We start from the raw sequence: 20,972 nt of genomic DNA, 5'->3' as shown, positions 1-20,972 counted from the left end.
TGACGGCCGGTCAGGCCGACCAATTCCAGTTGATGACGGCAAAGACGGTGCGCTTGGCGGCCGCGGTCGGCGCTGCCTTGATGTCGCGCTTTGCCTTCTGCGAGATTGCCTCGATCCGCGCGTTCTCGGTTGCCGATGCGTTCATGCCAGCCTCAAACCGGGCAAGGACGGTCGACAGGGGCTCGCCGGTCAGTGCGCTCTCGGCATACGCGAAGGGATATTTCTTCTTCTTATCGACCAGCGTCAGCGCGTTGAGCAGGCTGGCGACGATACCGCTCGCGGCGATCGCCTCGGCTGCCTTCCGATTATAGACGTACTTCTTCGCCCCGCCCGCGGTCAGCACCGTCATCTGGGTCGTCTCGCGCCGGGTATCGACCTGCATCAGCAAATCAGCCTCGACGCGCACGGCATCCTCTACCGCGGTGCGGCCCGACCACGTCCAGTAATAGTCCTTCGACCAGTAGTTCGTGGGCAGCGGCACCAGCCGGTCGGCGCTGTAATGGTTGAGGCTGTCAGGCGTCACCTCGCCCTGGAACTCATTGCCGAGGAACAGCGCATGGGTGTGCATTACAGACGCTCCAAGACGTAGCTGAGCCGGAAGCTGCCGGAGTTTCCGGGCTGACCCGATCGGGTGTGCTGGATGACCAGCGTCGCGGCGCCCGCGCTCGCGTTGGCGATCAGATTCGAGGATGCGGCGAGTAGGTTCGCATCGTTCAATTCGCCGTCTGAGTTCAGAAACGCGTTCTTGTCGAACAGGGTCTGCGAGGTGCCGTTGGCGAAGTTGACGGTCGCGATGACGCGGGCACCGAAAAAGCTCCCGCCGGTGTTGTTCACCGGGTCTGTGCCGGCCAACGTCAGTCGGAACTTGCCGCCGGCAGCAACGCTGATTGCGGAGGACACGACGACGGTCGAGCCCGTGCCAGAGTTGGCGATGTTGATTGTCGCTGCGCCGTCGCTGAGCAGAACCTGCCCGGCCGCGCCGTCAGCACCTGGGGGGCCTTGCGGACCCTGGGGCCCTTGGGCACCATCCGCGCCCTTAACGAGGGACCATGCGTAGGCTGCCGGGTTGCCGCTGTCGGCTACCTGCTGGTCGACATAGAAGCCCACGTACGTCCGGCCTGCCGGGTTATCGAGGCTGAAGTCGACATTACCGTCTGCAGAGTTGGCGTACGCGATGTGGATGTATGTCGGCTGCCCGTTTGCCCCGGGCGCACCGGGCGTGCCGTTCGTGCCGTTCAGGCCATCCGCGCCCTTGACCAGCGACCACGCGTAAGCCGCGGGATTTGTGCTGTCGGCGATGGTCTGATCGACCAGCGTCCCGAGATACGCCCGACTGCCGGGCGCACCGGTCGTAAAGTCGACAGAGCCATCGGGGGAGTTCGCATAGGCAATATGCAGGTATGACGACTGCCCATTGGCGCCGGGCGCGCCGGGCGCGCCGTTGTTACCATTCAACCCGTCCCGGCCATCGGTGCCCACGGTACCGGCCGCGGTGAACGTGATGTTCGTCGCGCGTGGGTTCGACGAGGCCATTGCCGCGACGAAGTAAAGCGGATCGGGCTGCCGGCCCCAGGCGAACGTGCCGAACTGAACGCCGTTGGCAAAGTAGCGAACCGTCTCGCCGTCGAAGTGGAGCTTATAGTTGTTGTCGACGCCCGTATTGACCACTGGCCCGGCGATGATGCCGTTGCCGTTCACTCGCGCGTCGACATACCCGTCCTGCTGCTGGAAGATCGAGAACGTGATGCCCTCGAAGCTGGTGCCGCTGGTCTGCGCCACGCTAAGCCCGATCATCGCATTCTGCGCATTGGATCCAGCGGGGATAGTCCATGTCGCAGCGGCACCACGCGCATAACTCTCGATGCTATGCGCGTGAACAGAACCCCATCCGCCATCGGGCGGCATGCCACGGATTTCAGAACCAGAGACATAGGTGCGCGGCGTATCGCCCACTAGATTGACCGCCGGCGCAATCTGCGAGCCGCCGGTGAATGTCAGATCTTCAAGGCGACAGATACTGGCCAAACTGCTGTCGAAATAATATGTTAGCCCCCGCCCTACCGCAATTTGGCGGCGCGGCACGTCGTCGATGAAATAGGTGATCGTACGCCCGTTGTAATCGATCCGCAGCCTCGTGGCATCAGCGACGCCACCGAAGCCGAATGCCTGAACGCCGCTTTCATAGGCAAAGAGTTGAACGCCGGAACGATAGAATGCGTAATCCAGACTCATGTATGATGAGTCGGTAAGGGGGTCCGTATTGAGGCCCGCCATGATGTCGCCACCACCGGAACTTGTAAGGCGAAAACTTACCGAAGCGGCGCCGGTATAAGCGCTTGTCGAGAACGCATCACTGTCCCATCCGCCTTCATTGTTGCTCCGCAGCACAGTGTTGCCGACCACCACCGCGCTTCCACGCGTGGCGATCCCGAACGGCGGGCCACGGTATTGCGACCATGTATAAGAGGCCGGTGTCGTCGGCTCGTAATTCGACGTCAGGTTCGCGCAGATGCCGATGAAGCCGCGCGCACCGGGCTCGCCCGTCGTGAAGTCGACCGACCCGTCTGGCGAGTTCGCATAGGCATAGGCGGTATAACTGCTGACGCCGTTCGCACCGGGGGCACCGGGGAGGCCGTCGTCGCCGCGCGTGCCGGGCGCGCCGTCTGTGCCGGCCGTGCCCGATGCGCCGAACGATATGGCTCGAATCTCGCTGCCGGTGCCGCCGGCGATCGCCGCGTCGAAATATAGCGTCAGGCCCGCAGCTGCGGCAACTTCGCGCTTCAATACGCCGTCGAGGTAATAGCGGACGATCTTGCCGTCGTAGGCTACCTGGAATCGCGTTCCGTTTCCGAAGGTCCCGAAGCGTCCGCAGTACCCTCCGCTTTCGTAGATGTCGCAGCCGCCGTCGTTCGCCATGTACCAGGCATAGTCGATCGACTCGTAGCTATCGTTCGCCGACGGATCGGTGTTGAGACCCGCCATGATATCGACGGGCGGAGCCTGGCTGGTCCAGGCCGCCTGCGCAGCATTCTTCCAGCCTTCGGTCGAATAGCCGCCGCCGGTGCCCCAGCCGCCGGACGAGCGCTTCACCAGCTTGGATCCAGACACGACCACGTCACCCGACGCTGCGAGGCCGAAGCTGCTGGGCCCTACGTACTGCGCCCAGACATACGAGACGGGATTGGTGCTATCAGCTGCCGTGAAGTCGGTGTAGATCCCGACGAACGCACGGTTACCCGGGGCCTCCGTCGTGAAGTTGACGGCACCGTCCGCGCTGTCCGCATAGGCGTAATGGACATAGCTGGTTCGACCATCCACGCCGGGCGCGCCGGGCAACCCGTCGGTGCCAGGCTCTCCCTTTGTCGAGATGTCGGCAGTCGTGACCGGGCCAAGAAGAAGCCGGTCGCCGATAACGCCGCGTGCCCGGTACCGGACGCCGACCTCGTAAGCCGTGGCAGGGAGCAAACCTGTGATCTCGGTTCGCGTGACCGAACTGGCCTCCAGATTTGCGCCCGTCCAACCTGCCTCAGGCAATGCACTGGCGTCGTAGACGCGGTACTCAAATATGACCGCGTCTACGTTCCCGTTCGAGACGGCGCCCGTTACGACGATCGTCGGGGTCACGATACCAGCACTCGCGTCTATCGCGGATGCTGACCAGCTGTCAGGAGAGGGCGGTGGCACGGGCGGATCCGCAGGCCGGACCGTCGCCGTCGGCGGGGGCGTGGTCGTCTGCCCAAGCGCAAACGGATGCTTGCCGTCCGTCTCCGACCGCATTTCGAACGTCACGACCGCGCTGGCGGGGTCGATGGTCCGCTTCAGGATCAGCATTTTCTGGCCGAACGCCTCGGGGACCTCGAGCGTGACGCAGTCACCCGCCTTATAGTTCAGCCATTTCGGCTTGAGCGGCATCGTGACGGGGCCGAACTCGCGCGTGTTCTCAATATCGTAGCGCGCCAGGGACGCCGCCTGCGTCACGTTTTGGACGAGGCTGTATTCGATCTCCTTCGACCGCTCGTCGCCATCCTCAGCGATATGCGCAGGCACGACGATCGGCGCCGCTGGCACGATCTCCCAATCGTTCGCCTCGGACCGGTACCGCGGCGTGACAGTGTTCAACCGGCTGCGGATCGGCTGCATGGCCGTCAGCTTGGCATCGCCGATGATGTCCGCGACCGTAATCGTAGAAAGACTGACCCGGGGCGTGTTGATCAGGCACCCGATGCGGGCTCCGACACGCAGCGGCTCGCCCGCGCCGGCTTGCAGGATCTGCTTCAGGACGTTCCATTTGGTGTCTGGACGCGAGTAGACGACGCCCCCGACGGTCCACCCGTTCGCATTGGCGACGTTCGCACCCTCGACGAAATCGGATACGATGATCTGATCGATCGGAGCGCCAAGGCCCATGACGCGCTTGCCATTCTGATGGCGGCCGATGACCCAGGCAAGCGCGTGGAGGTATGGGTTTTCGCTCCACGCCCATGTCGCTTCGTTGTCCCACCGGTGCGAGCCGGAACCGCCAGGATAGGTGCTGTCGAGCCGCGGGTCGTACACCTTTACGCCGCGGATGACCCAGAGAGGGGCAGGGACACCATTCTGGAAGAAGCGCTGCTTGCTGTCGTAGCGCAGGCGCCAAATGGCAGCGGCGAGACCGGGAAGCTTGTGCGAAGCCGACCATCCGTTCGGCCGCGCCGACGATCCGGCCTGAACCGTGAGCGCCGACGGCTCGGGACAAGCGCCAAGCTGGCGACGCTGGAACATCTTGTCACGGAACTCGCCGATCGCATTGCCGGCGCCGTCGAAGGAGATGGGCGTCTTGTCGGACGTGAAGCTCTCGTACCCGTCGACCGGCCCCGCGCCCGAAAAGATCGTGATCAGGTCGCAGAGGTCGTTCGGCGTATCCTTGAGCGACCAACCGTCTGAGGCTTGGCGAAAGACTATGTTGCCCTTCGTGCCTGTGCGCCCCATCAGATATGGAACGCCGGCGAACGGGTCGGCGCTGAATTCTGTCTGGCTGCCGCTGCCACTGCCCGCGGGCTTTTTGGCGGTCAGGGCAGACGCGACCGAAAGGCCGGCTGCTGCGACCTGTGCGACGGTCGCAACCGTCGCAATGGTTGCCAACGTCGATACGGTAGCGGCCGAAGCGCCCGCCGCTGCTGTGGTAGCTCCGAGCAGGCCGATGCTGCCCACCGCCCCGACGCCGGTGGCAGCAAGCGCAACGGCGCCCACTACAAGGGCTGCCGTGCGGAAGGCTTTCGACATACAGTCACCTCGAAATAGGAGAGTCAGACGATTCGGATACTTCTCGCGACGGCCGTCGTGGCGCTGACCGGATGCAAAACGTCGGGAGATATCCGCGAACGCCAGGTTCGCGCGCAGTCGACATCGGCAAAGTCGGTGGACGTTATTGCTGGATGCATAGCCCTGAACGCTGCCCCAGAGCGGGGTGTTGAAGTGTCCAAGGCTGACATTCCAAACGGCGTTTCGATCGCCCAGTCTGTACGCGTGGCAGGGGTTAAGTCGGTCGTTGCCGTTTGGGATATCGAAGACCTCGGCACCAGCCGCCGGGTCACCCTTTACGTCGTCAACAAAAGCAATCGTGCAACCAGCTCTATTGAGGGACCTGCGGCGAACTGCCTTTGAACGGAGCTATGTTCGCCAAGCGGCCACGAACTCGATCGGCATCAGAATTTCTGCACCTTCGAGATCCTGATGATATCCCAGCGTGCGCCCGTTACCGACGGCAACCTGAAGCGCGCCGCCGAAAGATCCCTCGCCTGGGACCATGATGATGTCGGCGGGCAGCGCCGCCGCTGGAGCGATACGCTGGAGTCCAAGGGCGTCTAAGGCGTCCGCCAGGCTTTCGTAACCAGACCGCTTTAGAGCTCTCTGCGCGCCTAGCGCATTGGAGTAAGTGCCGGCCTTCCCCAACTGTGGGCGATGCCCGCGCTTCCGCAGGACGAAGGCAACCATCCTCGCGCAATCGTTTTTGCCGAACACCATCGGCTGGTCTTTGAATCGATCGATTGCGGCCTGCGCCGCATCTCGCCGATCAAGCATGACGTGTGCTGATCTCACTTTGTTACCACCGATCCAAGGTTATTAGTGCCCCATGGCACCGTCTGGGTAACACCGGTCACAAAGGATAGGCCAAGTGCTCCGGGCCAGACACTTTGCAGCCAGCTGTCGGACAGACGAATACCTTCTTCCAGATCGAAAAACCGTTCGAAGACTGAGACGATGTCGTAATCGACGGTGCGCTTCTTGTTGCCCCAGTTCAGCGTCGCAACGTCAAGGACGCCGTCGAAAACGAGCATAGGATCGGGAACGACAATCCCGGTCGCGGCATCGACAACGCCGAGCCAGCAGCGAGTGCGCGAGCCTTGCATGTTCGCCGCCACGAGGTTGCCAGCTGCGGTCGCAGACGATGGCAGAAGGGTCAGGCTGATACCGGGCGCCTCGTCTCCAGACCCGTCGGAAATACTATCGACCCCGCCAAGAACGCCGAATACCGGGTCACGAGCGAGAAAGCCGTCCCATGGTGCGGATTTGAACGCTGCGGGGGCATCGATAAGCTTGAGACTATATTCTGGAAAATCGATTTGTACGGCACCGAATAGGCGCACGACGGTCGACGCCAGCGCGACCTGCATGGCGGGCGATAGCTCAGCCATTATTCGACCTCGGTGATGGTGAAGTTCAAGCCTTGCGTGCGGGCGATGACATGCGTCCAGCCCTTCTCGTTGCCGGAGAGGGCGCCTTCGATCATCGGCGCGGCGAACTCGCAGATGGCGCCATTCCCCGGCGAAACGCGCAGGGCGGGCCAGAGCGGGAGCAGTGCCCGGCCGCTCGCGTCAGCGATCCGATCGGCGACGACAGCATAAAGGTAACGCCGCCCCGCGATGATGACGCTGAAGAATTGTCCCTCGCGGATGGTATACCCCGCGGCAAAGCCTCGCACGGAAATTGTCTGGCCTGCCTGGCCGGCGCCATCGACGACGGGCGAACCGGGGTTGCCGATCACGATACCCGGTTGCGGGAAGGGCATGATGACGAGGCCGCTGATGCCTTGCAGCAATCGCGAGACCCATATCCGGCTGTCGGGCTCAGGCTTCAGGCCAGGCGTCACTGCGTCCATAGCGAAGCGGCTGCCGCCCCGCTCGAGCCGCTGTGCAGGGCCGCCCCCGTCGGGAGTTTGCCAAGTCCCGAAATCCATAGGACGAGGGGTGGCCGACTTCAGGTTCGGCGTGGTTGGCAACGCGATCGCCATTACGCAAGCACCCGGCTCTGCTGTCGCGAGACTTCGCGCTGCGCCATCTGGCTGCCGCCCGCGGCACCGCGCACGGCCGCGCCGTCATCGCCTGCTTGAATCTGTGCCCAAAATTCGGGGGTCATCAGGTTCCCACTGAAATAGTAGTGCTTGTCGCCGCCGCGCATTCCAGCGCCGTCAATTCGTCCTGTCGCTCCCGCTGGCGTAACGCGCGTGCCCTTGGGCAGCCACGCCCGCTCCGGGCCATGTTCGCCGAGAAGCGCGGTGCCGCCGGACCAATATTCGGTGCCCGACGCCAGCTTCGGCAGATTGGTCGAGCCCATGGCGCTGATGGTGACGACATTGAGATCGGCACCGGCGAATGAGCTACCCGCGATCGCGGAACCACCACGGAACAGCTTGGCGAACGAGCCGAGCAGGCCGCCGCCGCCCGCGCCGCCCTGGCCGAGCGTCCACTTAGCCAGCATCTCGGCGATAGCATCGAGCCCGCGTTGCCGGAACATATCCATGATCGACTTGGTCCCGCCGGTCATTGCGTCGCGGTAATAGCTTGCAAGGTCGCGGATCCCGTCCTTGCGCCGATCATAATCCTCGGTGCGCGCCTCGAGTTGAAGGTCGCGCTCGCGATTGTAGCTGGCGATCGTCTCCGCAAGGGGGTCTTCGTTGCCGAACAAAACCTTGAACTGGGCAAGCTGCGCCTCGGCGCGCTTGGTCTGCTGATCATGCATCGCGGCGAGCCGGAAGTCGCCCGCCTCTGCCGGATTGAGCCTGCCGCTGGAAACGAGTGCGGCGATTTTCGCCAGCGTCGCCTGGTAGGCGTCCGCCGCGGCGCGCGCCGGGTCGAACTGATTCACGACGTCCGCAAGATCGCTATCGAGCTCGCGATTGGCCTTGGCGAGATCGCGCGTTTCCTTGGCGGCATCGGTCGCAGCGGTCCGCTGGGCCGCCGTGCGTGCCCATTCCACATGCCAGTGCCCTGTCTCGGCAAAGACCTTGGTCAGGCGCACGCCTTCCGCGGCGAACGCGTCGCGGATCTTCTTCGCGGTCACGCCTGCCTGAAACTGGATATCGAGCGCATTGCCGCGCTCGTGCGCGCTCGTCCCCGGCCTCGCGACCGGGTTCTCCTTCGGCTTCCCCTTGGCAATCCAGTCGTCATACAGCTGCTGCTGACGCGCGGTGCTGCGGTCGGCGCTGTTCACTTGCAGGCCAGCCGCCCGCGCGATCGCCGAGGCCTGCGATGAGGTGACCTCGCGGCCGTACTGGCGAACGGTCTCACGCGATGCCGAGACCTTGTCCGATTCGGCCTTCAGTGCGGCGATCCGGTTCTTGTCGATCTGCGCCAGTTCGCGCGTCAGGGAGGCGCCGACGTCCTCACCAGCCTTGACCCTGGCACGGGCCGCGGCGCGCGCGCCGTCCGCCTGGTCCTTATACTGCCTGGCGATGCGCGCTGACGCGTCGTTCGACCGCGCTGCGCTTTCGGTTGCCAGATCAACGCGGGTCAGGTTCAGGTTTTTCGCTGCCGCGTCGATCTGCTTCTGGTTGGCCTCCAGCTGCTGGCGCAAGCCCGCAACGCGACCGCTCGATTCGGTCAGGGCCAAAGTGCCAAGCTCTCCGCGCTGGCCGGTGCCCTGCGACCGCTGCCGGTCTACGCTCTCTTGCGCGATCGCCTGCTCGAGCAGCGCCGCGGTGACGGCGCGGATGCTCATGACCCGCTGCAGATTGACCTTGGCGAGGATGTTCGCGCGCTCGGCCGCCGAACGTTCCTGGATCGCCGATTTGCCGAGCTCGTCCGACTGCTCGCGGATCGCCGCGGCGACGCCTTCCGCCGATCGGGCAAAGCGCTCCTTCGCGATCCGGGTGTTCTCGGTCTCGGTCGCGTCCTTCTTCAGCTTGTCGACGCCGTCCTCGATTGCGTTGCTGAAATCGAACAGCTTGCCGACCAGCGGCCCGAGCACGAGCGCGGCTGCCGTCAGCGCGAGGCCCCATGGTCCGATCATGAACCGAGCGAAATCACCGGCGCGGCCTTCGAGGCTGGAAAACTGGCCTGCCACCTGGCCGCCCTGAATGGCGAACACCTGCAGGACGTTCGTACCCATGCTGATCTGGGTGAACGTGTCCTGCAGCTGGTAGCTCAGGCCCTGCATCGCAGCGCGCTGCGCGCCCGCCGAGTTACCGGCACGGCCATGGCCGACCGATACCGCGTCGAGCGCAGCCTGCTCCTGCCGCAGCTTGGCAACATAGTCGTCGAGCGAGATGGCGCCGGCGCTGATCAGGGTGCGGGCTTCCGCCATCTCCTTATCGAAACGCTGCTGCGCACCGAACGCGGGATCGATCGCCGCGCGCAACGCTACGGCGCGTGCCTCCATTTTTGCATAGGCCGCCTCGAAGACCGCCGCAGACGATTCCGCGCTCTTGCCGATGCCGTCGCGCACGCCCGCAGCCATATCCAGCTTGGTCGGGTTGAGCCCCGGCAGGAGGGCCGCGAGTTTCGACGCCTGCTTGTTAGCGAATTCCATCGCGGCATCGGCGTCGCGTCCGGCCTTTACAGCCGACTTCGCCAGGCGGCTGAATGCGGCGTCACCGGTCGAACCGATGGCGTCGAGGTCGGCGACGACCTGCGCCTTGCCCTCGGTGCCGAGACGAATAGCGATCTGACGTGCCATCGGACCTCCTATTCGCTGAAATTGTCGGGCTCTTGGCCGGACAGGTTGTCGATGATGATCGGCTCGACTGCGGGCATAACGTCAGCCAGCAGCGCGAGGTCGGCTTTCAAGGCGGTGCCCATCGTCATGATCGCGCCGAAGTCGAGGCCTATGGGCGCACCCATCGGGCCTGACCGCAATTGGCGGTCGCAAGCGGTCAGGACGCGCCAGACACCTTCTTCGGATTCCGTTTGCGGCTCGTCGACGATGTACGGGCATTCGTTGCACCGGCGCCCCGTTTCCGCGGCGCAGGCTTGCTGGCAGTATCGCTGTCCGGCATCGCCGCCGCCCCAGTGCCATTCGGAGAGGCGGCGAAGGCGTTTCCCGGCTCTTCCCGCTCGCGTTCCGCGGTGACGAACGGGACGACGTACGCGGCGTCAAACGCCTCGAAGGTGACGGGATCCGCCAAAGCCATCGCAAGATTGTCCGCGGAGAAGGCGAGCGACTCGCCGGCGCCATCGTCGCTTTCATCCGCCATGAGGCAGACCCCGCGCCAATCCTGAGCGCCCTCGGTGATCAGGGCGCGGCTCATTGCGTCACCCATTTCCTCGAGCATATCGAGCGCCGAATTTCCGTCATCATCAGGCTCGGATGCCGATACGGTGCGCGCGGCGCGGCGCGCCCGCATCAGCATCGAGCGATCGATTGGCGCGAAGAGCACCTCGGCGCCCATGACAGGGGTCCAGACGGGACCTTGGGGTTTGCGGACGAGAAGCATCAGGCGACGTAGGACGGGACGTCGTTGATCAGCGTGACCACGACCGAGTTGCCGGACGCCGCCTTCGACGACTGCCAGTTGAACGACTGCATGATGCCGTTCGGGCCGGTCACCGGCTTCTTCGCCTGCGGCATAAACACGCGGCCGACGAGGAAGACGAGACTGAACGCGCCGAACTGCCAGCCGAAGGCCAATTCCATCGGCGTGGGCGGCTGCGCGGTCGCTGCGTCGAGCAGAACGCGGTCCTTGAAGCGGACGTTCACCGATCCGGACATCTGCGCCATGCCGGGGTCACTGTCCTCGATGCGCCCGTCCGGTTGGATCGTCTCGACCTTTTCCAGGTTGTTCGAGAACGAGAAGTCTGCGCCGACGACGCTACCCAGCACTTGGCCGTCCTTCCGGACGAACCCGACCGCCTCCGGAAAGCGAGTCGTGGCGAGCGACGCGGGGCTGGCAGCGCCGACGGTCGCGGCGACTGGCACGGTTTCCCCGATGCAGATCAGGCTGCAGGTCGCGTTGAGCAGCCCCGATCGCGCGAGCGAGATCCGCAGCTGGTTGCCGCGCGCGCCGCGGTTGACCGAGAATGCCGGCACTTCGGGTGCGCCGACCTCGATCGACATCGATGGCAGCGTGACCGCACCGGATTTGAACACGTGCGTGTATGTGCCGGACGCACCGGTGACGGTCGGATCGCCGAAGAACAGGCGCAGCCAGCGGCCAAAGTTGCGGACGTCGACGGGCACGACGATGTCGCCATCGTTGGTCGCGACGTCGGGGGTGGGATCCTGCATTTCGCGGCCGGTGCCGAGCAGATCGCTTTCGATCAGGGGGCGCTCTTCGCCCAACGAGTGGCTGACCAGCGGCACATTGAACCACGGGTCGGTGCTGCCTGGCACGATGCCGGGCGTGGTCTCGAATGCAGCGACGACCCGGGCGTTAGAGCCGCGGGCGCGGGTAGGGGCGACGGCCATTCGGCTTCTCCTTCAGGACAGTTCGGAATCGGTGACGTAGGTGGCGGTGAGCACGAGCTCGGCACCGCGGGGCGGCTCCGCACCATCGGTGTAGATGTCTTCGGTTCCCGGCGCGGCGATGCCGAGCCAGTCGCAGAGGCCACCAAGCTGACGGTCAGCGGCGATCGCGGCGCCGAACCTCACCAGCATGGCGTCGAGCGCTTCCTCGCTGGTCAGCGTGGGCGTCTCGACGGCGACGAACTCGATCGGGATACGGTGGGACCAGTTGTAAGCGAGGGGGCTGAGGTCGATCTCTGGCTCGCCCGGGTCGCCGGTGCGGATGACGATGCGGCCGTTCGGGGGGATGCGCGCCGGCGCCGCCTCTTCTCCATCCAGGGCGACGACCTCAGCTAGAGGCACGGCGACCGCAGTGAGCAGCTTCAGCGCCTTCAGCACGTCCAGTCTCTTGCTCACAGCGCGCCCATTCGTTTGGTGAACTCGCTCTCGAACCGAGCTTCCCACCGACCGGCGACCGCGTTCAGGTCGAGCAGCTTCGGCATCCGTACAGAGGGAACGAGCGTGAACATGAGGATCAGCTCCTGCTTTGCGCCGTGACCGATCCGCCCTTTGCGGACCTTGCGCAGCGCGCCCCGCTTCGTCTCACCCCGGTTCTGCGCGATGAAAGCCAGCCATCGGCCGGCCTTGCCTTTGCGCAGGACGAATTCCTGATTGAACTCTGCCTGCACCTGCTCGGGGTTCATGCGCCTGGTTGAAGTAGCGCGACCGCTGCCCCGAGCCCGAGGAACGGACCTGGTCGGGATCCACAGAAACTTGCGACCGCCGGTCGGTGCGATCGTCGCGCCGCGGGTGAATGCATCAATAATGTCTGGCGCGTTCGACCAGATATATCCGCCCGGAGTGAGGCTGTTGCGCTTCAGCGGATACACCTTGTCCTGCCAGGTGTTCGCCAGCCGCGTGCCGAGGCCAGAAGATGTGATCTGTTCGCGAAGCTCTTGCTTGGCGCGGGTGGTCGTGTCGCGCATTGCGCCGGTCGATGCGCCCGCGATGTCGCCTTCTATGCCGTCCATGAGCTTCTTCATGTCGGACACCCCGACATCAATCCTCACGCGACCTGGCTTCCGCCAATGGTGGATGACAGGCCTTCGACGTCAGTCATTGCTTCGCCGAGCAACTTGAAGCGGACGGCGCCGATCCTGACGATCGCGCCACGCTGAGGATCAGCGACGTCAGACTTGCGTATCTCGAAGACGTTCGTGCCCTCGACGACCTGCTGGCCGCCGAAACCGATTTCTCTGTCCGGCTGCCCGCGGATCACGCGGATCGGGTCAGGTCGTTCCGCGCCACCTCGCGGCGTATAGAATGCCTCGTCCGAGCCTGGCGCGTAGAACAGGACGTCCAGCGCCGCGGCGAACGGGTCCATGATCAGGCCTTGTTCTGCCGGCGCGCGCGTATCGCGGCGATCAGGTCGTCCTTCAGCACCGCAGGACCGACGGATACGGACTCGGCAAGGGCGATGGCGCGGAGCTCGTCGACCTTCAACGAGTCGAGGTCGTCGACGCGGGCAAGCCCCGCCTTGACGAGGTCATCCGCCTGCTCTGGCGAAGTCTCGATCACGCCGTCGGACGGATAGCGCAGTTTTGTGCCGACCATCGCCGCGCCGATCAAATAGATCTTCTTCATCGCTGATCTCCAGCAAAGGGGGGCGGCGCAACACTGTCACGCCGCCCAGGTGCACCGGGCAAAGGGAGGTAGCGGAGCCCGGGTGTTAGGCGACCTGACCGGTCAACAGCACGCGGCCGACGGTGTCGGCGCTGGCCTGCGCCTGCGTCGCGGCGCCGATCAGCGTGTTGTTGGTGGCCGTGGTGGTGACGTTGAACGCGGTATTGTCCCAATAGACCTTCTGGCCTTGGGTCCACGCGCCGGTCGCCTTCGCAAGGTCGAACACTTCGACGCGACGAGCTTCGACGGGCTGGCCGGCCGCGGCATCGGCAAGGGCAACGGCAAAGATCGCACCGACGAGGATGCCCGAGCCCGACGCGACGGTGCGCGGGGCGATGAGGGTGAGGGTCTGACCCTGCTGGACGTAGTTGCGTGCCATCTCGGCTTACTCCTTGTCTGCCGCGGCCTTGCGGCGCGTCGGCTTGGCTTCGGTCTCAGCAGCCTGGGGGGCGACCTCGGCCTGATGCGGGTTCACAGGCTCGGCAGCGTCCGTCGTCCCGCCTGGTGCGGTGTTCGTCTCGACGGGCGCGGCCTTGTCCTGCTTGGCGGTGAAGTCGTCGGACACGTCGGTCGCGACGCCGTCGGCGACGAGCTTGTCGGCTTCGTTGTCGTCGACATGCAGGACACCCTCATGGGGGTGCCGGAGACTGCCGCCGACATAGGCGGCAGTCAGGAGGCTCAGGAATTTCATCGGGTATCTCCAGAATGGAGGGGGCGGCGCGCGCCGCGCCCCTCATCCGTCAAAGGGCGGCGTTCAGGCGCCCGGCTGCTTGTACGCGGAGCGCCAGTTCACGGCGCCGACGCCGTAATCATGGCGGACCTTCCACTCGACGCCATCCACGCGCCAGCCGTCCTGGCTGTCGGTGAACGGCTCGGTGACGCCGTTGAGGAACACCACCTCGATTGCTGGCGCGACGTTCGGATCGGCGAACGCATAGTATGCAGTGCCGGCGAGGCGCTTGCTGGCAACGATATCGGCGAACAGGCCCTTCACGATGTTGGGCTTCTGCAGTTTCGACACGGCATCGGGGTCATACTCGCTGCCGTTGATCGTCACGGCCGCACCGCGCAGGCCACGCGGTACGAGCAGCGTGTTCGGCGAGATCTCCAGATACTCGTTGCCCGAGAGATCTTTCTGCGACGCCATGGCGACGTCGATCGCGTCGAACGATGCGACACTCGGGATCGCCCCAGCCGCAGCGAGATTGCCGTGCTGCGACGAGAACAGCGCGAAGCCGTCGTTCATCAGCGGGTTGCTGTTCAGCAGCGCATAGACATCGATCTCGATGGTGAGCTTGGCGGCGCGACCGAGGTCGACTGCGAGGCCCGAGAAGATGTCCATGTCGTCGTTCACGATCATCTGCCGCGACAGGTTGATCATGTTGCCGACGGTCTTCGCCTTGATCAGCTCCTTCGCCAGATCGGGGATCGGCTTGTCCTTGAATTCGCCGGCCTCGTTGACCTGATCGAGCGCGCCGAAAGTGCCGCGCAGATAGCGGGTGTGCAGACGGAAGTCGGTCACGGTGCCGGTGCCGGCAAAGCGCGACCACGTATCCGGCGTCGTGGCATAGGCTGCCTGAAGCGTCCGGTGGATCGCGTTCTCGAACAGGACGGGGAAGTCGCTGGTCGTTTGCGTGATCACGGCTGCGCGCGGGCTCATCGCCTCGCGAACGATCGCGTCGGGATCGCGCGACGTGACGTTCATGCCGATGTTGGCGAGCGACTCGCGTGCCAGATCGACGTTGCGGACGCCGCGGAACTCACCTGGATCGATCTTTACGGTTTCGCCGCGCAGAGCCGCTGCCTTCTCGACGAGGTGGGCGACGCCCGCCTTGACGAGCAGCCAGTTGGTGGCGCCTTCCCGAAACTTCTCGCGCTGATCGACGGTCACGCGCGCCGGGCTGTTGTGGCCGACGTTGGCCGCGTCACCGCCCTCGGCGAGCTTGTCGAGGATCTTCTCGCGCGCGACGGCGAGCGTGGTGTCGCCGTTCACGAGCTCGTCGACGAACTCGTTCGTCATGCCGTGCTTCGTGCCAAGCGCGCGGATGCCACCGACGCGGGCGCGCTCGGATGCGACCGCAGTGTCGATACGCGCCTGCGCATCTGCGGGGGTGATGGTCTCGGCCGGCTTCTGCTCGCCCGCCGGCTTTTTGTCCTGCTCGGACATAGTCGTCTCCTGGTTGGGTAGGGGAGCGGCGGGTGCCGTCCGGTGTGCGCTCGCCATCGCCGACGTGGTGATGAGCGGGCTATCGGGGGCCTTGCGGAACCCGAATGCTTTGACGTTGATCGCGGCGGACGCGGTGATCGCGCTGCTGATCGACGTGATGAAGTTTTGAGCGAGGGCCTCGGTCGCCGTCATCCACGTCTCGGCATCGAGCATGGAAATGAGGTCTTCGGCGGCGAGCCCCGTCTGGCCGGAATAGATGCCGACCAGCTGGTCACGAATGCGATCCAACTGGTCGGCAGCAGCGCGAAGCTCCTTCGCGTCGCCGCAGGCGCAATCCCAGGGATTGTGAATCATCATCAAAGAATTGTCGGCCATGATGATCTCGTCGCCGACCATCGCGATCGTCGACGCCATCGACGCGGCCAGGCCGTCGATGTGCACGGTAATCTTGCGGCCGCCCTGCTTTGCGCGGGCGAGCGCGTTGAAGATGGCGAGACCTTCCATGACGTAGCCGCCGGGCGAATTGATCCGGACGTCGAGGTCATCCGATCCCGCGGAGATCAGCGGGACGAGCGTTTTCGCGTCGAGACCGTCCCAGCTATCGCCGACGATCCCATAGATGAGGATTTCAGACATTCAGGCCCCCTGGGCTGCGCCATTGGTGGATGCGGCTGGCGCCGCCGGGTTGCCGACCGCCGTGACGTGGCGCGGATCGGAATCGAAGATCAGGCCGAGCGCGTCGATCTTCTCGGCATCAGCCTTCCATTCGGCGAGGAACGTGTCGGGATCCTCGCCGCGCTCGCGCGCCGCCTGCGAGATCGTCATCTGGCCGGACCGAATTGCATCCCGGTTGGCCTTCACTTCGTCCGACGGGTTGATCATCGCCCGACCGGGCGGGGTCCACCGGACCGTGACACCTTCGACGTCCTCGCCGACCATGATCAGCGCATCGATCATCCACGCGGCGACAGAGTCACAGAACTGGGGAATGAACATCGTCCACTGCCACGTCGCAAGCGATCGCTGGTATTCGAGCCAACCCATGCGGCCGGACGAGAAGTTCACGTTCGACAAGTCGCCGGTCAGCGCCTCGTACGGAACGCCGAGGCCCGCCGCGACGGCGCGCAGCGAGACCTTGGTATAGTCGGCATAGCCATCGACGCCGGGGGGCGACGAGAACGACACCTCCTCGCCAGGCCGAAGATACTGGAACGTGCCGGGTTCGACATAATCGAGCGGCTCGCGGTCCTCGACAGCGTCATCGGTCGCGATGCCGGGAATCGCATTGCCGTCATCATCGCCGGTGACGACGCCCACGAAAGCGGACGCGAGCTTCTGCCGGGTCAGCTGCGCGTCTTCGAAGTCCGCGAAGTCCTTCATTCGTAGCACGATCGGTGCAAGCCAAGTCGCACCGTGCTCCATCTCCGGCCGGTCAGCGCGGAAGACGTGAGCGATGTCCACGGCAGGAATAAAGGTCGAGCCCAGCGACGTCGTTCGACCGCTGCCAGGGTGGCCGTTGTACAGCCAGTACCCCTCGCGCGCGCCGATCGGCGTGAACTGGACGCCGTTGATCAGGAAGCCGCCATTGGCGCCCGGGGCCGCGGCCAGCGGACCATGCTTCGACGGGTCGATATAGTCAGGCTCAAGCACCTGCATCTGAAAGGGCAGGGGCAGCCGGTCGGACATGCGGCGCCAGCGGCGGCGAAGCACGACCGCACCACTTTCCACGATAGTGCGCGCTGCCTGAAGCTGCAGGCCATAGAGATCATGCCGGCCGCTGGAATCGCACGACTTCGTGTCGAAGTGCCTTCGCGCGATCTTGTTTAGCCGGTCGTCGATGACGCCGTTGCGGTAGACCTGAAACGTGATGCCGGTGCCGACGAGGTTGTTTGCGATTGTCGCGACGCCCCGCGCTGCGAACGGATTGTTCCGGACGAGGTCGCGAGCGATGCCCCGAAGTGCTGCGGTGACCGCCGGCGATAGCTCGCCATTCGCGTCCCGCTGCGTGCGCCGCCACCCCGCCGAACGCCGCCCGAAGGTTGCACCGTCATACTCTGCCCGCGCGCCGCGACCGCGCGCGATGCGTTGCTTTGGTGCCACTGGCGTGGAAGGCGTGACCTGCTGCGACTGCCGGCGAAACAGCCGATCGATTAAGGTACGATCCGACAAGGTCAGAGCCCGCTGCGGTAGTAGGGGACGCGGCGACGCAGCACGCCACTTGCGGCGCTGGCCTGCATCTTGATCTGCGCCTCAACGACGGCGATCGCCGCGGTGACTGCCTCGACCGATTGGAAAGTCGTCTCGCGTCCGTCGGCGAAGCGCACCTTCTGCGCGCCCATGGCAACAGCCAGCAACGACTGGTGCAGCTTGTCGAGGTCGGATTGCTGATATGCCATGCCTACCTCCTTCGGTTGCTGGTGAACGGGTTCGTTTTGATCCGCTTGGCCTTGGGAGTTGGCTCGCGGGTTTGATCGGCGCTCGTCGAGAGCCATTCCGGCTTCGGCTTCGCGGCGCGTTCTTCGGCTTTTTGCTTCGCTACCGCCTGAGCGACTTCCGGATCGGTCGAGGCCGCTGCAACAACCATGTTCAGCTTCATCCCAAGCTGGAGAAGACCGGCCAGCGCAGCCATGGCGTTGACGCGACAATCGGTTGCCTCGTTTGCCTTGCCCTTTGGGCAGTCCCAGACCTGGTAGACCCGGCCACTGGCGACCTTTGGGACAAGACGTTCCGCGGTCAGTTGCTCGTACCAAGCCAGCTCGCGCTTGGTGCTGAAGTGCATGTAGCCCGGCCCGGGATCGGTGAATGTGAGCCGCGCCCGCAACGTGTCTTTCGCGGAATTGACGCCGATGATGATCGGCTTGAACGTGGTCCGGGTCCGGTTGCTCGGTTTGACGGTCGGCCATAACGGCGATCGTTTGCCAGTCCGGTCAGATGCACCCTTCGTTGCCCAAACTTTGCGGCCGAGCCGGGCCTTCGAGAACTCGTAGACCTCCTTGGCGCGGTGACCGCCGGAGTCGATGCACGTCGCGTCGACTGCAAATTCGCGACCATCGGCACGCTTGAATGTCCGCAGTAGCTGGCGGTCGACTTCGTCCCACGTTGCCTTCTTCGAGGTGTCGCCCTCGACGACGACATACTGCAGAGACCAGCTTTCCTCGTTCGCGCCCCAACCGACGAACTCGAGCTCGACACGGTCATCCTGCGTATCGCCGCCGACCGTGATAACGCCGACGCCGTCGGGGACTTCCGCCGCCCAGTTTTCCGCGCGCGCAGCGAGAAGTTCGGCAACGACCTCCTTCGACGACGACCGCTTATGCGGCTTGCCCAGCTGGGTGTTGTCGAACTTCACCCGTTTGTCGGGATCGTTCTTGCTGGCGAGCCACTTCGCCGCGATCTTGGGCGGCGCGTCGTTCGGCCAGGGGCTGAACACCTTGCCGGCGGTGAAGCTAGCGTGCTCGTTCGGCACCGGCCATGTCCCGCAGTCCGGGCAGCGCGCCCGGTACACCGCATGACGTGGTCCCTCCCACCAGTCCCACGTAAGGGCGACTGCATCAGAATCCGGATCAGCTTTCCATGCCGCCGCGTACGCCAACAGCGGGTCGACGTGCTTACCGCAGCAGCGGAAACGCTTGGTCTGATGCCACCGGATTGTGCCCAGCGCGGTCAGGCGCTGGCCTTCGCTCCACCCGCATCCGCATTCTTCACAAAGTACCTGCGCTGTTCGAGGATAATGCGCGGTGACGTTGCCGTCCTCGTCGTAGTCCTTGTCCCAGTTGATGTGCTTGAAGAAGTCGAGGAAGTTGCGATGCCCGCATTCCGGACATTCTACTGAGGCCTGCCGCTGATCCCCCTCGAGGTAGCTGCTTTCGATCAGGCTTTCGCCCTCGATCGTGGGCGAGCAGACCCGAACCGATAGCGACCCGACGTAGGTTGCCATGCGCTCGTCAGCGAGACCGATCGGGTCACCTTCGCGGGTGATCGGATATTTGTCGGTCTCGTCGCAGAACACCCTCTTGACCGGACGACGCGCCAGGTTGTCCGGACTGCCAGCGCCGGCGAGAGCGAGGAAGCCGCCGGGAAACGCCTTATACAAAAGCGTCTCTTCGGCCGATCTCGTCTTCTTGGTGCCGATCAGCTTGCGCAAGACGGGCGTGGCACGAATGAGCGGGGTGATCCGCTCCTTCGAGAACTGCTCGGCAGCCGCCTCCTTGGGCTGCACGATGAGCATTGGTGCGGGGTCGAGGTGAACGAAGAAGCCGACTGCGTTCTCGATGAGCGCCGTCTTCATCAGCTGCGTGCAGACCATGCCGGTGATCGTCTCGACGCCGAGCTCGGTCACTGCGAGCATCGGCCCGCGCGCAATCTCCACTGTCCGGGTCGACCAATCGCCCGACGTAGAGCCAGCCTCAGGCGCCAGCTTGCGGAAGCGATCGGCCCACTCGGGGACGCTGATGCGTGGCGGTGGGGTGAGCCCCCGCCGCCACGATCGTTCTAGCCGTTCGCCCTTACTCTGCGTTTGCGAAGTCGGCTTCCGGCTCGCCGAGGGAGGCGAGGTGCTGCTGGACATGCTCGTTCAGCGCCTCCAGCAGCGACTCGACAGCGATCCCAAGGGAGGCAGCGATCAGCGGCGAGACGCGCGACGGCCAATTGAGCCAGGCATCACGCAGCGACCGCGCCATGTTGAACATAAGGGTCTCGGCGACTTCGAGATCTACGACGTCGCCAGCTTCGCGCCGGGCCGCCAGCAGGCTGCGAGCGGCGAGCCCGTTCTCCTTTACGCGCTCGGCCTCACCGGTGAGGGCGAACCGGCCGGCAAGGACCTCGGCGATGAAATCCTCGTCGTCGAGACGTAGCGGATCCGGGCCATCATCGGCGGGTGCGGACACTTTCGCCGCGCGCTTCGAGGTGCGGACAGCGGGTGCGGACATTTGCTTGGTGTCCGCACCACTGTCCGCACCCTCGGCGGCCCTCCGGTTGGTCCGTCGCCAGCCCGTTCCAGCGAGGGCGCGATCAAGCTTCCCATCGGCCGAAACCCGCAGTTTTCCTTCGCTTATTGCGCGGCGGACTAGCTTGTCGCTGCACCCATCAATGCGGGCAAACTCGCGGATACTGACGGTGTCGGAGGGTGCGGACATTTCAGGTGCGGACCCCTTTGGCGATCTGTAGCTGGGGATCGTTCACGCCTTTGCCCCCCGTATTGCCTGAGAGCCCGGGAAGGACCCAAAGGGGTGGGGCTCACCGCCCTCGGACAACGGCTCGGAGGTCGATCGCTGCCTGCTCAGCCTGCTCAATGAGCCGTTCGCTGCGCCCTTGGTGACGAGATCCACTCGCCATATCCTCGGCGATACGCAGCACGCGCATGCCGATCGCCTCCACCACGTCCGCGGTAGTTGGCTGATACCGCGTCGTCACATGACGCCCTCCG

At 64.7% G+C, this 20,972-nt stretch carries 21 protein-coding genes; 1 reads left to right on the top strand and 20 read right to left on the bottom strand.

Translation table 11 applies throughout. The features are described from left to right. Positions 1–10 precede the first annotated feature (10 nt). Both ASE72_RS02050 and ASE72_RS02045 read right to left on the bottom strand, forming a co-directional pair. Positions 11–568: a hypothetical protein gene (locus ASE72_RS02050; RefSeq protein ID WP_056015999.1), complete on the bottom strand. Its 558-nt coding sequence runs from the start codon at positions 566–568 to the stop codon at positions 11–13. Further along, positions 568–5,262: a hypothetical protein gene (locus ASE72_RS02045; protein ID WP_156350059.1), complete on the bottom strand. Its 4,695-nt coding sequence runs from the start codon at positions 5,260–5,262 to the stop codon at positions 568–570. Before ASE72_RS02045 ends, ASE72_RS02050 begins: the two co-directional genes overlap by 1 nt. Before the next feature lie 57 nt (positions 5,263–5,319). Between ASE72_RS02045 and ASE72_RS20065 the strand changes: the two genes are divergently transcribed. After that, complete coding sequence (locus tag ASE72_RS20065) at positions 5,320–5,643, top strand: hypothetical protein (RefSeq protein ID WP_156350057.1); 324 nt, start codon at positions 5,320–5,322, stop codon at positions 5,641–5,643. Positions 5,644–5,649: 6 nt separating this feature from the next. On the opposite strand, the gene ASE72_RS02040 is transcribed toward ASE72_RS20065, so the two are convergent. The 18 genes from ASE72_RS02040 to ASE72_RS01960 all read right to left on the bottom strand — a co-directional run bounded on the left by ASE72_RS02040 (position 5,650) and on the right by ASE72_RS01960 (position 20,682). Then, the gene (locus ASE72_RS02040; RefSeq protein WP_056015993.1) at positions 5,650–6,060 is read right to left on the bottom strand and encodes a DUF6950 family protein; all 411 of its coding nucleotides are present in this window, start codon (positions 6,058–6,060) and stop codon (positions 5,650–5,652) included. Positions 6,061–6,074: 14 nt separating this feature from the next. Further along, positions 6,075–6,674 (bottom strand): hypothetical protein, encoded by a 600-nt coding sequence (locus ASE72_RS02035; RefSeq protein WP_056015990.1) that lies wholly within the window; start codon positions 6,672–6,674, stop codon positions 6,075–6,077. After that, positions 6,674–7,270 (bottom strand): hypothetical protein, encoded by a 597-nt coding sequence (locus ASE72_RS02030; RefSeq protein WP_056015987.1) that lies wholly within the window; start codon positions 7,268–7,270, stop codon positions 6,674–6,676. The genes ASE72_RS02035 and ASE72_RS02030 overlap by 1 nt, the downstream gene beginning before the upstream one ends. Further along, entirely contained in the window at positions 7,270–9,615 is a 2,346-nt protein-coding gene (locus ASE72_RS02025) for a M15 family metallopeptidase (RefSeq protein WP_162235449.1), read from the bottom strand. Before ASE72_RS02025 ends, ASE72_RS02030 begins: the two co-directional genes overlap by 1 nt. A 326-nt stretch (positions 9,616–9,941) precedes the next feature. After that, positions 9,942–10,097: a DUF7697 family protein gene (locus ASE72_RS21150; protein WP_443024701.1), complete on the bottom strand. Its 156-nt coding sequence runs from the start codon at positions 10,095–10,097 to the stop codon at positions 9,942–9,944. Positions 10,098–10,129: 32 nt separating this feature from the next. Continuing rightward, positions 10,130–10,645: a hypothetical protein gene (locus ASE72_RS02020; protein ID WP_156350053.1), complete on the bottom strand. Its 516-nt coding sequence runs from the start codon at positions 10,643–10,645 to the stop codon at positions 10,130–10,132. A gap of 44 nt (positions 10,646–10,689) precedes the next feature. Further along, positions 10,690–11,661 (bottom strand): phage tail tube protein, encoded by a 972-nt coding sequence (locus ASE72_RS02015; protein ID WP_056015978.1) that lies wholly within the window; start codon positions 11,659–11,661, stop codon positions 10,690–10,692. A gap of 12 nt (positions 11,662–11,673) precedes the next feature. Continuing rightward, complete coding sequence (locus ASE72_RS02010) at positions 11,674–12,096, bottom strand: hypothetical protein (protein WP_200916146.1); 423 nt, start codon at positions 12,094–12,096, stop codon at positions 11,674–11,676. 14 nt (positions 12,097–12,110) lie between these two features. Further along, entirely contained in the window at positions 12,111–12,740 is a 630-nt protein-coding gene (locus ASE72_RS02005; RefSeq protein WP_056015972.1) for a DUF6441 family protein, read from the bottom strand. 23 nt (positions 12,741–12,763) lie between these two features. Further along, positions 12,764–13,081 (bottom strand): head-tail joining protein, encoded by a 318-nt coding sequence (locus ASE72_RS02000; RefSeq protein WP_056015969.1) that lies wholly within the window; start codon positions 13,079–13,081, stop codon positions 12,764–12,766. A gap of 2 nt (positions 13,082–13,083) precedes the next feature. Next, a complete protein-coding gene (locus ASE72_RS01995) occupies positions 13,084–13,341 on the bottom strand; it encodes a hypothetical protein (protein ID WP_056015966.1) in 258 nt (85 codons plus the stop codon). An 85-nt stretch (positions 13,342–13,426) separates the two neighbouring features. After that, positions 13,427–13,759 (bottom strand): DUF2190 family protein, encoded by a 333-nt coding sequence (locus ASE72_RS01990; RefSeq protein ID WP_056015964.1) that lies wholly within the window; start codon positions 13,757–13,759, stop codon positions 13,427–13,429. 6 nt (positions 13,760–13,765) lie between these two features. Beyond that, entirely contained in the window at positions 13,766–14,071 is a 306-nt protein-coding gene (locus ASE72_RS01985) for a hypothetical protein (protein WP_056015960.1), read from the bottom strand. Between the two features lie 63 nt (positions 14,072–14,134). Next, on the bottom strand, positions 14,135–16,183 hold the full coding sequence (locus tag ASE72_RS01980) for a ClpP-like prohead protease/major capsid protein fusion protein (RefSeq protein ID WP_056015958.1): 2,049 nt from the start codon (positions 16,181–16,183) through the stop codon (positions 14,135–14,137). After that, positions 16,184–17,647 carry a phage portal protein gene (locus ASE72_RS01975; RefSeq protein WP_082445727.1) on the bottom strand — a complete coding sequence of 488 codons (1,464 nt, stop codon included), beginning with the start codon at positions 17,645–17,647 and terminating at the stop codon, positions 16,184–16,186. A 71-nt stretch (positions 17,648–17,718) separates the two neighbouring features. After that, positions 17,719–17,943, bottom strand: a complete 225-nt coding sequence (locus tag ASE72_RS01970) for a hypothetical protein (RefSeq protein ID WP_056015955.1) — start codon at positions 17,941–17,943, stop codon at positions 17,719–17,721. A gap of 2 nt (positions 17,944–17,945) precedes the next feature. Beyond that, on the bottom strand, positions 17,946–19,964 hold the full coding sequence (locus ASE72_RS01965) for a phage terminase large subunit family protein (protein ID WP_235532276.1): 2,019 nt from the start codon (positions 19,962–19,964) through the stop codon (positions 17,946–17,948). An 88-nt stretch (positions 19,965–20,052) separates the two neighbouring features. Beyond that, complete coding sequence (locus tag ASE72_RS01960; protein ID WP_056015953.1) at positions 20,053–20,682, bottom strand: hypothetical protein; 630 nt, start codon at positions 20,680–20,682, stop codon at positions 20,053–20,055. Positions 20,683–20,972: the final 290 nt, after the last annotated feature.

This window comes from Sphingomonas sp. Leaf20, assembly GCF_001421535.1.
Lineage (GTDB): Bacteria > Pseudomonadota > Alphaproteobacteria > Sphingomonadales > Sphingomonadaceae > Sphingomonas.
The sequence above is the reverse complement of the archived record's forward strand: the minus strand, read 5'-3'. Positions and strand labels throughout refer to the sequence as shown.